The 14108-nt window shown below is 72.2% G+C and carries 9 protein-coding genes; 2 read left to right on the top strand and 7 right to left on the bottom strand.

The genetic code is table 11. From position 1 onward, the window contains the following. Positions 1 to 137 precede the first annotated feature (137 nt). The 3 genes from AC0699_RS33800 to AC0699_RS33790 are packed head-to-tail and all read right to left on the bottom strand — an operon-like array spanning position 138 to position 2738. Positions 138 to 1688: a PH domain-containing protein gene (locus AC0699_RS33800; RefSeq protein ID WP_478667975.1), complete on the bottom strand. Its 1551-nt coding sequence runs from the start codon at positions 1686 to 1688 to the stop codon at positions 138 to 140. Beyond that, entirely contained in the window at positions 1685 to 2185 is a 501-nt protein-coding gene (locus AC0699_RS33795; protein WP_478667972.1) for a PH domain-containing protein, read from the bottom strand. Before AC0699_RS33795 ends, AC0699_RS33800 begins: the two co-directional genes overlap by 4 nt. 4 nt (positions 2186 to 2189) lie before the next feature. Beyond that, the gene (locus AC0699_RS33790) at positions 2190 to 2738 is read right to left on the bottom strand and encodes a hypothetical protein (RefSeq protein WP_478667969.1); all 549 of its coding nucleotides are present in this window, start codon (positions 2736 to 2738) and stop codon (positions 2190 to 2192) included. A 168-nt stretch (positions 2739 to 2906) separates the two neighbouring features. On the opposite strand from AC0699_RS33790, the gene AC0699_RS33785 reads away from it, so the two are divergent. Both AC0699_RS33785 and AC0699_RS33780 read left to right on the top strand, forming a co-directional pair. Further along, complete coding sequence (locus AC0699_RS33785) at positions 2907 to 4214, top strand: sensor histidine kinase (RefSeq protein WP_478667965.1); 1308 nt, start codon at positions 2907 to 2909, stop codon at positions 4212 to 4214. Beyond that, entirely contained in the window at positions 4207 to 4839 is a 633-nt protein-coding gene (locus tag AC0699_RS33780) for a response regulator (RefSeq protein WP_478667964.1), read from the top strand. Before AC0699_RS33785 ends, AC0699_RS33780 begins: the two co-directional genes overlap by 8 nt. Positions 4840 to 4935: 96 nt before the next feature. Here AC0699_RS33780 and AC0699_RS33775 read toward each other — a convergent pair whose 3' ends face one another. The 4 genes from AC0699_RS33775 to AC0699_RS33760 form a co-directional block, all read right to left on the bottom strand. Then, positions 4936 to 7815: a helix-turn-helix transcriptional regulator gene (locus AC0699_RS33775; RefSeq protein WP_478667960.1), complete on the bottom strand. Its 2880-nt coding sequence runs from the start codon at positions 7813 to 7815 to the stop codon at positions 4936 to 4938. A gap of 211 nt (positions 7816 to 8026) precedes the next feature. Then, positions 8027 to 8791, bottom strand: coding sequence for a thioesterase II family protein (locus AC0699_RS33770; protein ID WP_478667957.1), 765 nt, complete (start codon positions 8789 to 8791; stop codon positions 8027 to 8029). A gap of 470 nt (positions 8792 to 9261) precedes the next feature. Next, a complete protein-coding gene (locus AC0699_RS33765) occupies positions 9262 to 12201 on the bottom strand; it encodes a hypothetical protein (RefSeq protein WP_478667953.1) in 2940 nt (979 codons plus the stop codon). Positions 12202 to 12203: 2 nt separating this feature from the next. Continuing rightward, the gene (locus AC0699_RS33760; protein ID WP_478667950.1) at positions 12204 to 14051 is read right to left on the bottom strand and encodes an HSP90 family protein; all 1848 of its coding nucleotides are present in this window, start codon (positions 14049 to 14051) and stop codon (positions 12204 to 12206) included. Positions 14052 to 14108 lie beyond the last annotated feature (57 nt).

Raw genomic sequence — 14108 nt, 5'->3', positions numbered from 1 at the left:
GGTGGGAGAGGGGGGAAGCAAAGGACCCCCCCCCCCGCCGGAGAGTGGGGGAAAGAGGGGGGGGGGGGGGGGGGGGGGGGGCCCCCCCCCCCCCCCACTCCCGGGGGTACGCCGATCGCTGCGGGGGACGGATGTGGTCAGCGGCGCGTGGGGACTCGTTCCAGGAACGGGGTGAGCAGCCCGGGTACGGCTTCCTCGGCGAAGGCGAGGCCCTCGCAGACCGATACGTCGCGGACCTTGTAGACGCCGTTGCCGGCGGCGGTGGCGGCGCCCAGGGTGAGCAGGCCGGCCCGGCGTTGGAAGACCGAGCGGGTGATGGACCAGCCGATGATCCCGTCGCACTGGAGGGCGGCGGTGCGGCGGGTGAAGGTGCCGGAGCGGGCGACCAGGTAGCGGCCGTGCACGGCGTGGCCGAGGTTGCGGTACGCGTCAAAGGCGAAGGCCACTCCGGCGGCCGCCAGGACCAGGGTGGTGATCCAGCCGGTGTGAACGAGCACGGGCGTGAGCCACAGTCCGAGGCCGACGAGGACCGCGCCGGGCAGGGCGGCCCAGGTCAGGGCGCGGTTGATCCGGCGCCGGAGGGCGACGCGGGGGTGCGGGGCGAGGGCGGCGGCGGTGGTCGGGGAGACGGACTCGCCCAGGACGTCGGCGGCGATCCGGCGGGCCAGGGCCAGGGGGACGGGCGGGGTGAGGCGGCTGCGACTGCTGTTCTCGTCCTCGTCGCCTAGGCCACTGGCGACGGCCTTGAGGCGGGCTCCGCCGGCCCAGCGCAGCAGCAGCGGCTCGGCCACCTCGGCGCCGCGCAGCCGCGCTTCCTCGATGCTGACGGAGCGGGTGATCAGCAGGCCGCGGCGGACCCGGAGCATGCCCGGCTCCTCGCGGTCGAGGCGGTAGCCGCCCCAGCCCTCGATGAAGGTGGCGGTGGATCCGGCGACGCCGATGACCACGATGACGAGGAGGGTGACGAGGATGCCGTACCAGAGCGGGACGGAGCCGAAGCGGTCGGTGAGGTCCTTGACGATGCCGAGTTCGAGGGGGTCGACCTTCAGCTCGTGCAGGGTGCGGTAGGCGCTGCCGACGGCGATGAACACACCGCCGACGCCCCAGAGGGTCAGCGGCGCGTACCGCAGCCAGGCCCAGTCGAGTTCGGCGAGGGTGGTGTCGCTGTCGGGGTCGGTGGGCCGCAGGCCGTGGGCGGCGTGCCGGAGTTCGGTCAGCCGCCCGCGCAGGGCGGCGGCGTCGGCGACGCTGAGGCCGTCCAGGGACAGGCCGGCGTCGGCGGAGCCCTGGTCGCCGGTGCTGATCTTCAGGGAGGTGAGGCCGAAGATCCGGTGCAGGGGGTTGGCGGTCAGGTCGACGCCGCGGATGCGGTCGATGGGCACCGAGCGCTCGCTGCGGAAGAACCGCCCCTTGTGGAGTTCCACGCGGTCGCCGGTCACCCGGTAGCGGGTGGTGATCAGCCGCATGACGCTGATGCCGGCGATCACCAGGCAGGTGATCAGCAGCGAGCCCAGGGTGATCAGGACCTGGAGGTTGGTCCGGCCGTCGTTGATGACGAGGGTGAGGCCGAAGGTGGCGAGCGGGGTGGCCACCACGCTCAGGTTGACGAGGAACAGGCGCGAGTTGAGCCGGCCCCATTCCTGGTCCGGGGTGTCGGCCGGGCGGCGTACGGCGGTGTCCGGCATCATGTGGCGTCTCCCGGTACGGCCTGGGTGGCCCGGGTGAGCCGCTCGACGAGTTCGGTGGCGGTCCGGTGGTCCAGGCCCTTGATCTTCACCGCGCCGGAGGAGGAGGCGCTGGTGACGGTGATCCCGGAGAGGTTGAACATCTGCTGGAGGGGGCCGCGCAGCAGGTCCACCGTCTGGATGCGGGAGAGCGGGACGACCCGCCAGCGCTGCCAGAGCCATCCCGAGGCGGCGTAGACGGCCTCCTGGGTGGTCTCCCAGCGGTGGACGCGGTAGCGCCAGACGGGCATCACGGCCATGTAGAGGAGTCCGGGCACGAGGCAGGCGAGGAAGAGCGGGCCGAACACGAATCGGGCGGGCGGGATGAAGGTCCACAGCACCCCGAACACGAGCGGGAGCGGCAGGGCGAACAGCGAGGACTGGAGGGTCCACCAGCCGATCGCGCGGCTCTCGACCCGGTTGCGAGGCGGACGGAGCCTCAGTTCTTCGTTGTGTTGCACTGCGTCACCCTTGTTCCTGGAACGTTTTCGATCGGTCGGCGTCCGTTGTGGTGGCGGCCGGTACGGCGCGCTGCCGGGACAGCAGGACCGCGGTGCGGGCCACCACCGTCGACAGCGACATCAGCGCGAGCGCGCTCACGAGGACCTCGCTGCCGCTGAGTTGGTAGTCGGTGGTGAATCGTGCCATCCGCGCCCCGAACCAGTGCTCGCAGCCGTAGGCGAAGAGGATCTGGGACCCGGTGAGCAGGGTCCAGACGGCCGCGTAGCCGGGTCCGCCGGTGGTGCGGATGTCCCCCGCTGGGGCCCGGTGTGCCGAGAGCAGGGAGCCTGCCACGAGTCCGCAGATGGCTCCCACTCCGATACCGGCGAGGTGCAGCGATGTGTCGTTGCCCGCCGTCGGAAAGGCGTGTACGCGGGTGGCGATCACCAGGCCGGCCACCAGTATGGGACCGGCGACCCTCACGGCGGTGATGCGCTGGTTTCCGTAGTCGGTCGCGAGGATGACGGCCAGGATCGACCCGCAGGTGATGAGTGCCGTAGTGAACTGCCCCACGTGACCGAAGCCGTCCTTCCCGATTTTCGACGGGAACCTCGTTGTCGCGGTTCCCTTCCGCCGCTTCCACCGTAGGACGGGCGAGGTGGGCGGGGTGCCGACCGATCGGTGGGATCGGCTGTCAACCGATCGACGGACAGCGGCAAAGCTCGTGGTAGGACTGGTGGCGTGCACATACTCACGCAGGAGGAGGTCCCGCGGCAGGCCGCGCGTCCGGGTCTCGATTCGGGGAGCCGCTGGTTCGGTCTGTGGGACGGCTTCTTCGCCGTCTCCTACGTCATCACGGTCATCATGCTGTTCGCCTCCGACGAGGACCAGGTCCACCGGGCGTTCGCCATCGGGGCGCTGACGCTGATCGTGCCCTGGTACGCGGGGCTCGGCCGGCGGCCGATGATCCTGCGGACGAAGGGTCGGCGGAACCTCGTGTTCTCGGTCGGCCTGTTCCTGTTGTTCGCGTTCGCCGCCACGCTTGATCTGGGGGGCTCCTTCGCGCTGTTCGCGGTGGTGCCCATGCTGATGATGAGCCTGCCGATGCCGGCCGCGATCGTGCTGGTGGTCCTGGCGAACCTGTGGCCGGTGATCGTGGTGTGGCTGCGGGGCGGGCAGTTCGACCCGCACATCCTGTCGGTGCTGCCCATCTCGCTGTTGGGCATCGCCCTGTCGGTACTGCTCGGCCTGTGGATCACCCGGGTGGTGCAGCAGAGTGCCGAACGGGCCGAGCTGATCGAGGAGCTGCGGCGCAGCCGGGAGCGTGAGGCCGAGCTGTCCCACCGGGCCGGGATCTCGGCCGAGCGGGAGCGGCTTGCCCGGGAGATCCACGACACCCTTGCGCAGAGTCTGACCAGCATCATCAGTCTGGTGCAGGCGGCCGAGTCGGAGGTCGTGTCCCATCCCCAACGGGCCCACGAACGGCTGGGGCTGGCCGGGCGGGTGGCCCGGGACAGCCTGGCCGAGGCGCGCGGTTTTGTCTCCAAGCTCACCCCTCCGGCGCTGCGGGAGAGCTCCCTGGTGCAGGCGGTGCGCCGGCAGGCCGATCTGCTGATGGAGGAGACGGGCCTGTCGGTGCGGTGCGCGTCCCGGGGCGAGGAGCAGCCACTGCCGATGGCGGTCAATGTGGTGCTGTTGCGCTCGGCGCAGGAGGCGTTCGCCAATGTGCGCAAGCACGCGCGGGACGCCCGTAGGGTGGAGGTGCTGGTGGCGTACGCGCCGGAGGCGGTACGGCTGGTGGTCCGCGACGACGGCGCGGGCTTCCAGGCGGACGACGAGGGGCTCGACCGCGCACCGCACGGCCGGCCGGACGGCGGGCAGGGTCGCGAGCCGGACGGCGAGCAAAGCGGTTTCGGACTGCGCGGAATGCGCGCCCGGGTGGCGGAGATCGGCGGCACGGCGCAGGTCAGCAGCAGCCCGGGCGCGGGCACGGTCATCGAGGTGCTGGTGCCACTGGGCCCTGCGGAGGAGGAGTCGACCGATGGGTGAGCGTGAGCCGATCCGGGTGCTGCTCGCCGACGACCACCCGGTGGTCCGGGAGGGCCTGAGCGCCATGCTGGAGCTGGAGGAGGGCATCCGGGTCGTGGGGCAGGCCGGCTCCGGTGAGGAGGCGGCACTCCAGGCCGCCCGGCTCAAGCCGGACATCGTCCTGCTCGACCTGCGGATGGGTGCGATGGACGGGGTGGCCGCGACCGGGCACATCCTGCGGGATTCGCCACGGACCAAGGTGGTCATCGTGACGACGTACGAGGACGACGCCGACATCCTGCGGGCGGTGGAGGCGGGCGCGGCGGGCTACCTGCTCAAGGGCAGCTCCCGCGAGGAGCTCGTGAACGCGGTGAAGGCGGCGGCGCGCGGCGAGACGGTGCTGACGCCCTCGCTGGCGCCGAAGCTGTTCCGGGCCCGGGTGGCGGAGCCGCCGGTGCTGTCGGAGCGGGAGCGCGAGGTGCTGCAACTGGTCCGGCAGGGCCTGACCAACGCCGACATCGGGCGCCGGCTGTTCATCAGCGAGGCTACGGTCAAGACGCATCTGCTGCGGTCGTTCAAGAAGCTGTCGGTGTCGGACCGGACGGCGGCGGTGATCACGGCCCTGGAGCGGGGCCTGCTTTCCTGACGACGGCGTCCGGCATGCGGGGGCGGGGTGCCCGGGGTCGCACGGCCCCGGGTACCCGGCCCCTCTTTCCCGAGCCCCCCGCACGGGGCTCGCGCCTCAGGCGATGCCCGGCAGGCTCATGTCCCACAGCCGGGCGGGCAGGTCACGGCGCCGCTTGACCTTCAGCTTGCGGTAGATCCGGGTCAGGTGCTGCTCGACCGTCGAGACGGTGACGTACAGCTTCGTGGCGATCTCGCGGTTGGTGTGGCCGCGCGCGGCGAGGAGCGCCACCCGTGCCTCGGCTTCGGACAGCACCTCGGTCTCCCGGGGCGGTTCCGCCTCGCGTCCGGCCACGACGGGCTCGCCGTCGCCCTGCCCCGGCGAGAACTGCTCGCACAGCGACTGTGCCCCGCAGGACTTGGCGACGTGCCAGGCTTTGCGTGCGAGCATCCGGGCCCGCTGGAAGTCCCCGGCCGCACGGTAGTCGCTGCCCAGCTCCCCCAGTGCCCTGGCCAGTTGGAGCCGGTCATCGCTCTGCTCCAGGGCCTCCACGGCCTCGGTGAGCCGCTTGAGGCGGTACGTGAGGTCGCCGCTGGTGCGGGCGAGCGCGAACAGCAGGGCACCGCGCGGCCTGCTGCCGGCCGGGCCCGCCTCCCGCTGCCTCTGCTGCTCGACGTACTCCCGGGCACGCGCCTTGTTGCCGATGGCCAGCCACGCCTCGGCGGCGTCCAGTCGCCACGGCGCCAGCTCCACGGCATCCATGCCCCAGGCCTGCATCAGCTCCCCGCACGTGAGGAAGTCGCGCAGGGCGGCGTGGTAGCGGCCGGTGGCGAGGTGGCAGCGGCCGCGGGCCCGGACGTAGTGCAGCCCGACGTGGGTCTCCAGCATCGTCTCGGGCACGGGCTGTTCGAGCAGGCTCATCGCCTCTTCGAGGTTGCCCATCTGGGTCTCGGCCTCGACGAGAACGGACAGCGGCAGGGCGATGCCCACGCCCCAGCACTGCACGGAGATCAGGGACATGGCGTGGCGGGCCTGGGCGGCCGCGCCCGGCAGGTCGCCCTGGCGGAGGGCGATCTCGGCCCGGACCACGCCGAGGGCCGCCTGCCAGCTCGGCGCGTTGCGGGCGGAGCACTCGCCGAGCAGCCGGTCGGTCCAGGTCAGCGCGAGGTCGAGGCGGCCGGCGTAGAGCAGGGCCTGCAATGCGAAGACAAGCGGCGTCAGGGTGCGGTCGCTGAGATGGTAGCGCTGCAGCACCCGGGTGGCCTCGGCGACAGCCGCCTCCCCCTGGCCGCCGCGCAGGGCGGTCCGCATGGCCTCGACGGCCGGCACGTGGGCGTCGTCGGGCATGTCGTAGGGGGCGGCGCCGGTGCCGTACGCCGCAGTGGCGGCGTTCGGCGTACGCGGGGCGCCGGGCGGGGTGTCGTGCGGGGGCCCGGCGGTCGTGAACTTTTCCCGGACCGGGGGGCTGAACAGCGAGAGCCAGCTCTGCGCGGCGGCGAGTGTGCCCGGGTCGTAGGCGGGGGGGCGTCCGGCGGCCTGGTCCTCCTGGGCTGCGGCCTGGAGGCGGCTCACGGCTTCGCCGGCCTCCCGGGCCTCGCCTATCCAGGCCAGGCAGGTCACGGCGTGGAGGAGGTCGCTGTCGGTGAGCCGGCCGGCGGTGAACTCACGGGACAGCTGCCGCAGATGGCCCCCGGCTGCGCCGGGGCTGCTGCGCCAGACGATGCTCACGAGGCGGGATTTCAGAGCGGTGCGCCGTGGACCTTCGGGGCAGGAGTCGACGGCCAGTTCGCTGTAGCGCAGGGCGAGTTGGGGGTCGTCCTGGACGAGGGCGTATTCGGCGGCCTCCTGCAGGACGGGGATCGCCCAGGCTTCCACCCGTTTACGGGCGGCGAGGAGGTGGCGGGCGACGTCGAGGGCCGCTGCCCCTTCCTGGTGCAGCAGGCGAGCCGTGCGCTGGTGGAGCGCGGTCAGCGCCCCGCGGGGGGTGGCGGCCAGCACCGCGGCTCGGGTGGCGGCCTCGCGGAACGCGCCGTCGTGCAGGATCCCGCACCGGCTGAGGTCCTGGACGGCCAGTTCGGCGGCCTTTACGTGGACGTCGGTGATGCGGCTGAGGAGCGCGGGCGGGCAGACGTCGCCGAGGACCGCGATGCCCCGGGCGACAGCCAGCATCTCGGGGTCGCCGCGGTGGAGGCAGTCCAGTAGGGCGCGTTCGAAAGTGTCGGCGGGGATGAGCGGCTGGAACGGCTCACTGTCGCCGAGGATCGCCAGGCCGTCCTCGATCAGGGCCTTGACCAGCAGCGGGTTTCCGCCGGTGGCCTCGTGGCAGTCGGCGGACAGGCGCTGGGCGGCGGCGGAGAAGTGCCCGGCCAGGACGCGTGCGGTGCCTTCCACGCTGAGCGGGGACAGCCGGATGTTGGTGCAGTTGGGCTGGCGCTGCAATTCGGCGTGAAAAGCAAGTTGGGCGGGCAGCAGCCGTACGGCCTCGGTGAGGAGGATCAGGACGCCGGCTTGCCGGACCCGCCGTGCCAGACACAGCAGGAAGGCGCGGGAGAGTTCGTCGCCGTGGTGGACGTCGTCGACGGCAATGACGACGGTGCGGTCCCGTGCGATCCGCAGGAGCGAGGCGCAGATGTGGGACAGGACGCGCATCCCGGCCTCTGCGGCGCCGGTGGCGTCGTCGGCGCCTGTCGCCTGGTCGCCGACGCCGTCGAGGAGTGCGGTGGCCTCGGCGTGGACGGCGGGGTCCAGCGGGGCGGTGCTGTCGAGGAGACGGCGCAGGATACCGAAGGGGAGGTAGCGCTCGGCGCGGGAGCCGGCGGCCTCCAGGACGAGTGCCCCGTCGGCCATGGCGGCTTCGGTGAAGGACTCCAGCAGGGTGGTCTTGCCGGAAGCGATGGGCCCGCTGATGACGGCGACGCGGCCGCGGCTCCGGCGGGCGCTGTCGAGCAGGTCGTTCAGCGTCTCCCACTGCTTCTCGCGTTCGACCAGCCTTGCCACCACTGCGTTCCCTTCCCCCGAGCTTTGTGAACTTGCCCTGCTGTGCACTGTGTCGCCCCTCCTCGCGCCCCGCCGGGTGGGCGGGGCGGGGCCCCGGGGCGGGGTCGGTTCCCTCCGGTGCGGGGAGGGCTGTCCGGCCCGGCCTCGGTTCCCGTCTCTTCATCTTTCGCCGCCGGGTCAGCCTTGGTCGGTGGCTTTCCCGGCGTGCGGCTCAGCCCTTTGAGGTGGCCGCTGAGAGTTGCTCAGAAACGATGTTCAAGATCTTTTCCTGTTCCCGGGCGAGGAAGAAATGACCTCCCGGAAAACGGTGGATGTCGAATCCGCCCCGGGTGTGCCCTTCCCAGGCGTCCGCCTCCTCGCGGCTGGTACGGGGGTCGGACTCGCCGGTCAGCACGGTGATAGGGGTGTTCACCGTGTTCTCGGGCGCGGCCCGGTAGTTTTCGATGGCGGTGTAGTCGCTGCGAATGGCGGGCAGCACCATGCGGAGGATCTCCTCGTTTCCGAGAATGGCCGCGTCGGTTCCGCTGAGCTCGCGCATCTCCGCCACGATGCCGTCGTCATCGCGCAGATGCACGGTTTCGTGGCGGTAACTCGACGGTGAACGCCTTCCCGAGGCGAAGATCCGGACGGGCTCGACGCCATGGTCACGCTCCAGACGGCGCGTCACCTCGAAGGCGAGAACGGCGCCCATGCTGTGACCGAACAGGGCCGTCGGCCGGTCCAGCCACGGCAGGAGTGCGCTGGTCAACGCGTCGGCGTAGGTGCCGATGTCGGTGATCCCGGGCTCGTGCCGGCGGTCCTGGCGTCCGGGGTACTGCACGCAGAGGACGTCCACGGCCGAGCAGAGAGCCTGGGACATGGGGAAGTAGAAGGAGGCCGATCCGCCGGCGTGCGGCAGGCACACCAGTCGGACCGGGCTTTCGTCCGCGGCGTGATAGCGGCGGATCCAGGCGTCTGCATTCTGCTTGTCGCTCAAGGGGATGAAAACTCCGTGTCCCGGTCCAGAAGCAGCAAGGTGAAGTTCGCTGACCGAACCGTTTCGCCGCTTCTGCACACGCGTTCTGTTTCCCCATGTCTAGCAGAGCGGTAATGCCCCCAGTACCCCTACATCACAACCCCTATGACCGCTGGAAATCACCAAAGTACAACGACAATCGAACGCGATACCAACGATCCTGGGCCGTGCGCCGACGGTGGCATGACAGGTGTCAGTGGTCCGGAAGGGTCAACGCCGTGGCGCTTGCCCGGCCGTAGACATCGGGGCGGGCGGTGCCCAGCCTGCCGAGATCGTCGGCCTCGACGATGCCCGGTGGCGAGCCGCCCTCGCGTAGGGGGGTGAATAGGGGTCAACATGCCTCTGTAAGCATCTGGCCAGGCTGTCCGCGCCGCAGTCCCACCAGGGTGGGCGCCGGTGCCGGGGCGGGCTGTCGCCCCGGCACCGCCGCGTCACTCCTCGTCGCGCAGCCGGGCCGCCAAGGAGATCAGCGGCTCGGTCTCCTCGGTGTGGCCCAGGGCGGTCAGGCGGGAGACCGCCGCGTCGAGACGGGTGAGGGCGGGGGCGGGGCGTTCCAGGTAGAGGCCCTCCACGGCGCCCGCGAGGCGGACGCACTCGGCCCACTCGCCGGCGCGGTCGTCGTCCCTTCCCGGCTCGCCCAGCAAGGCGAGGGCCTTCTCCAGGGCGGCCAGGGCGTCCTCGTACTCGCCGGCGTAGGCGTTGACCCGCCCGTGTTCGTAGGCCAGAGCGGTCTCCAGGGAGCGGCCGTGGGCCTCGTATCCGGCGGCGCGGGCCTCGTCGGAGATACGGCCGGCGTCGGCGAGGAAGGCGAGGGCGTCGACCAGGCCGTCGGGGCCCTGCTGCTGGGCCTGGAGGCGAGCGAGTTCGCGCAGGCAGTTGCTGAGCTGCTCGTACCGCGGGGCCCGGGCGTGGGCGGCGAGTGCCTGGTCCGCGACTTCGCGAGCCCGACCGAACTCGCCGGACTCGCCGAGGAGTACGGCGGTCTCCGCGGCGATCATGGCGTGGCTTCCCGGGTCGTCGTCCCAGCCGGACGACTCGGCAGCCAGGGTGACGAACTCCGCCGTGGCGGCCTTGAGGTCCTCCCCCGCATGCAGAGCGCGGGCGCGGGTCAGGCGCAGCTGAGCGACGAGCCGGTCGTCCAGCTTTCCGGCGACGACGTCCGGTTCGGCCAGAAGGGAGTCGAGCAGAGCGATGCAGTCCTCGACGCGGCCCAGGTCGAGGCTGAGCTTGGCCGCGTTGCTGTAGGCGCAGAACGCGTCCGTCCGGCTGCCGCGGCGAAGGTCCACCTCCGCCGAGCGCGTCAGGTGCCGCAGTGCCTCGTCGGGGCGACCCAGGTGCATGCAGGCTTCGGCCAGATCACCGTGGAGGCGGGTGGTGTCGACGGCGTCGGCCGGCCAGTCGGCGGCCAGCCGCAGGCCCTCGGTGAGGTCCGCGTACGCGGCCCGCGCGTCCCGGAGGCCGAGCTGGAGCCGGCCACGCAGTCCGAGCGTACGGGGCAGGTGCCAGGCGGGGCCGTGCGCCTTCAGCCGGTCGAGCAGAGCGTCGGTCTCGGTGACCGCGGCGGGCAGGTCGCCGGAGATGGCGTAGGTGCTGACCCGGAGCACCAGGGCGCCGGAGATCTGCCCGGCGATGTCGTGCCGGGTGGCGAACGCGTGCAACTGGTCCACCTCGGCGAAGACCGGCGCGACATGTTCCTCGCTGACCGACGTCTGCAGGCGCAGGGCGAGCGCGGTCACCCGCAGCCGCAGCAGGCGGGCCTCCTGGTACGGAGCGAGTCCGGGCGTCTCCTCGTGGAGGCGGACCAGGGACGCGTGCGCAGCGGTCAGCGCGGCGGCCTTCGCCTCGGCTCCGTCGGCGCCCTCCGCTGGAATCTCGGCGGTGGCGAGCAGGGCGCAGGCCCGGGAGAGCGCCGCGTGACCCGGCTCACCGGCGTCGTCGTACAGGGCCGCGGCCTCCTCATGGAGGGCGGCGGCGTCGCCGAACTCGTCCTTCTCGCCCGCCCGGTTCGCCTCTTCGGCCAGCAGGTCCGCGCGCAGCTGTACGAGCGGGCCCACGGCCGGATCGTCGGGGTGGGCGTAGTCGCGGGCGGCCACGAGCGTGCGCAGCCGCGCCCAGCAGGCCTGTGCGTCCGGGTGCCCCTGCTGGTCCAAGCTCCTTGCCCGGAGGATGAGTTCGGGCAGGGAGTCGGGGAGGGCGGCGGCCGTACGGGCGGCGGTTTCGGCAACCGGGGCGGCCGGGGCCGCGTCGTCGAGGCTGCGGGGGCGCAGGGTCAGTTCCAGCGCCTCCAGGAGCGGGGCACGGTCGAGGCGGGCCCTGCGGCGGTCGGTCTGGGCCGTGGTTCCGTTGCGGGCGTCGAAGCGGGCGGCGAGGTCGTCGGCGCGGCCGCGCACCTCGGCGCGCAGGCCGGCCACCGTCCAGGTGCGGCCCGCGTACCCGGCGGCGGGCAGTTCGCCGTGGCCGAGGAGCTCGACCCGCTGGAGGAGGACCTCCACACCGGTGAGGAAGCCGAGCAGGTCCAGCGGCGAGTCGACCTCGTCGAACAGGTTCCGGTTCTCGGCGAGCAGTTCCAGGCCGCGTGCCTCGTTGCCGGTCAGCGCGCAGAACTCCAGGTGCCGGCCGATCTCCTGGGACATCGAGGGGTTGCGGCGGCAGCTGCGGTAGCCGACGAGGTGCAGCTCGCGGGCCCGGTCGGTGCGGCCGGTGCGCAGCAGGGGCAACAGCGCGTACGAGATCGAGCGGGCCGGCTCCTCCTGGCAGGATTCCTTCCCGGCCAGGACGGGTTCCCAGGTGCGCAACGCCCGCTCGTCGTCGCCCGCGGTGAGGTGGTACAGGGCGCGCTCGCAGATCTCGCAGGCCTCGCAGTCGCTGAGCCGGATGCGGGTGCGGGCCGCCCACAGCTCGTAGGCGAGGGTGGTGTCCTCTCCGACGTGGGCGGCGAGCTGGTACGCCTGTCCGTAGTACGGCTGGAGGCCGAGGCCGGCTTTCTCGTACCGGTCGCGCATCTCGGTGAGCCACTGGCGCAGGCTGGCCAGCGGTATCTCGGGCAGCTGGCGCAGGGCGTGGGCCACCCACTTGAACCGCCAGAACAGCATGTGGCGCAAGCGCTCGTCGAAGACTTCGGGCTGCTCGTCGAAGAGGGTGAGCAGACGCGCGAAGACGACGGGCGACTTCCGGGGTTCGGAGCCATAGGTGTACGCCTCCTGGAGTTCGAGGAGCGCGTGGACGAGCGGGACGGGCTCCGCGAACTGCTCGGCGGCGTCGACGAGTTCCTCGGCGATGACGGTGCGGGTGCGGCCGTAGGGGCGCCCGTCGTTCTCCTGGAGCGCCTGGTACAACTCGTCCGTGTTCTGGGGATGGGGTGCGGTCGGCATCGTCAGCTGTCCTTGCGGAGGGCGTGGGCGAGAAGGTCGAGGAAGGAGCGGTTGATGAGGCTCGATTCGGCGGGCCTGAGCGGGCGCCGGGACAGCATCGCGGCCTGCCCGTAGAGGGCTTCGGCGCTGGTGCGGGCCAGCTCGGGCTCGTCGATGGCGACGGCAGTGCGGACCAGCGGGTTGAGCTGGTTGAGGATCAGCTGGGCCCGCGGTGCCTCCTGGCGCAGGGCGCCGAGGATGTCGCCCCACAGACCGCCCTCCTGCTCACGGGCGAGCTGGGAGCGGGTGCGCTCGTGCCGGGCCTCACGGCTGTCCACCAGGAGGGCGGGTGCCGAGGCGGGCTGAAAGGTGCGCAGCGCGACGTCGCAGTCGAAGACGGCGAGGGCGTCGCGGGCCAGGGCGAGGTAGGCCGCGGCGGCCAGTTCCGTCTCACGGTCGACGGGGTCGAGGTGGGCGGTGAGGGTCGCCGGGTCGAGGTCGGCGACGCTGACCTCGGGCCTGATCTCGGGCAGCCGGTGAACCAGCTCACGGTCGTAGGTGTAGCCGCCGTTGACGACGCCGAGCCCGGCGGCCGAGGCGATCGCCGCGACTTGCCGGAACTCCTCCACGCTGGACGTCACGAGCACGGTGCGGTGGGTGCGCGCGAACTCGTCGAGGGTGGTGTGCCCGTCGGTGGTCTCGAACGGCAGCCAGGGCAGCAGCATCCGCAGGATTTCGTCGTCGTGCACGGCGAGCGACTTCACGGCCAGGTGGTGGGTCTGGAGGAAGCGGCCGAGCAGGTCCGGGTCGCTGGCGGCGGCACGGGCGATCCACGCGCGCAGCCGCTCGGCGAGGGCGTCGCGGACGGCGGCGAGGGTGTCGTCCTCGTACAGGGACTCGCGGGACGCCGTCGGGCGCAGGCTCTCGGCGTCGACGACGCAGCGGACGAAGAAGGCCCACTCGGGCAGGATCTCCTCGGCCTGCTCGGACAGCAGCATGCCCTTGACGTGCACGCGGTGGCCGTGCCGGCGCCCGGCCGGCACCGCCTCGGGCAGCACGCACGCGATGCCCTTCAGGCCCACGGCCGGCAGGTCCAGCTCGATGGTGTCCAGCGGCGTGAACCCGAAGACCTCCTCGCCGTACGCGGCCAGCGCACGGGAACGGGCTCCCGGCGTGGGGTACGTACGCGCCCAGGGTGCCGGATCCGGGTTGACGGACGTGCCTGGACCGCCCGTGCCGTCGTCGAAGGTCACCGGGTGGCGCAGCAGGGAGCCGAAGTGCCGGGCCAACGCGTGAACCTGCTCCGGGCGGGTCCACTCGCCCGCGTCGGCGCGCGGCGTCAGCGTGACGGTGGTGCCGGGCCGGGGGCGGGCGGAGGCGGGCAGGGTGCGGACGGTGTAGCTGCCGTCGCCGCGTCCCCGCCACTCCACGGCGGGTGCCTCGGGAGTGCCGGCGGAGCGGCTCAGGACGTGGATCTCGTCCGCGACCAGGAAGCAGGAGAGCAGGCCGATGCCGAACTGGCCGATGAAGTCCCCGCGTTGCTCGGCGATCCGCTCGGCGCGCTTGCTGCTGCGGCCGATCGTGGCGAGGAAGGTGTGCACGTCGGCCTCGGTGAGACCGACGCCGTCGTCCTCGACACGTACCACCGAACCGTCGGCGTACAGGCGGATGCCGAAGGCGTCGACGGGTGCGGCAGGTTCGAGGCCGTACCGGGCGGTCAGCGCGTCCACCGCGTTCTGCAGGAGTTCACGCAGGTAGACGCGGGGGCTGGAGTAGAGGTGGTGGGAGAGGAGGTCGACGAGGCCGCGCAGATCCACCTGGAAGGTGCGGTCGGCGCCGGCCGGGTCGACGGCGGTGTCGGGAAGAGTCATCAGGCAGTCCGGAGTGGGGAGGGGCGACGGGTGGCGGGCAGGCGGCACCGGGGCCGG

The sequence above is a fragment of the Streptomyces sp. NPDC043870 genome, from assembly GCF_056435785.1.
This window is presented reverse-complemented; position numbering and strand designations above follow the sequence as displayed.

Coding starts and splice junctions, on each gene's coding strand:
- AC0699_RS33800 (WP_478667975.1), bottom strand. CDS start 1,688: ATGATGCCGGACACCGCCGTACGCCGCCCGGCCGACACCCCGGACCAG.
- AC0699_RS33780 (WP_478667964.1), top strand. CDS start 4,207: ATGGGTGAGCGTGAGCCGATCCGGGTGCTGCTCGCCGACGACCACCCG.
- AC0699_RS33765 (WP_478667953.1), bottom strand. CDS start 12,201: ATGCCGACCGCACCCCATCCCCAGAACACGGACGAGTTGTACCAGGCG.
- AC0699_RS33760 (WP_478667950.1), bottom strand. CDS start 14,051: ATGACTCTTCCCGACACCGCCGTCGACCCGGCCGGCGCCGACCGCACC.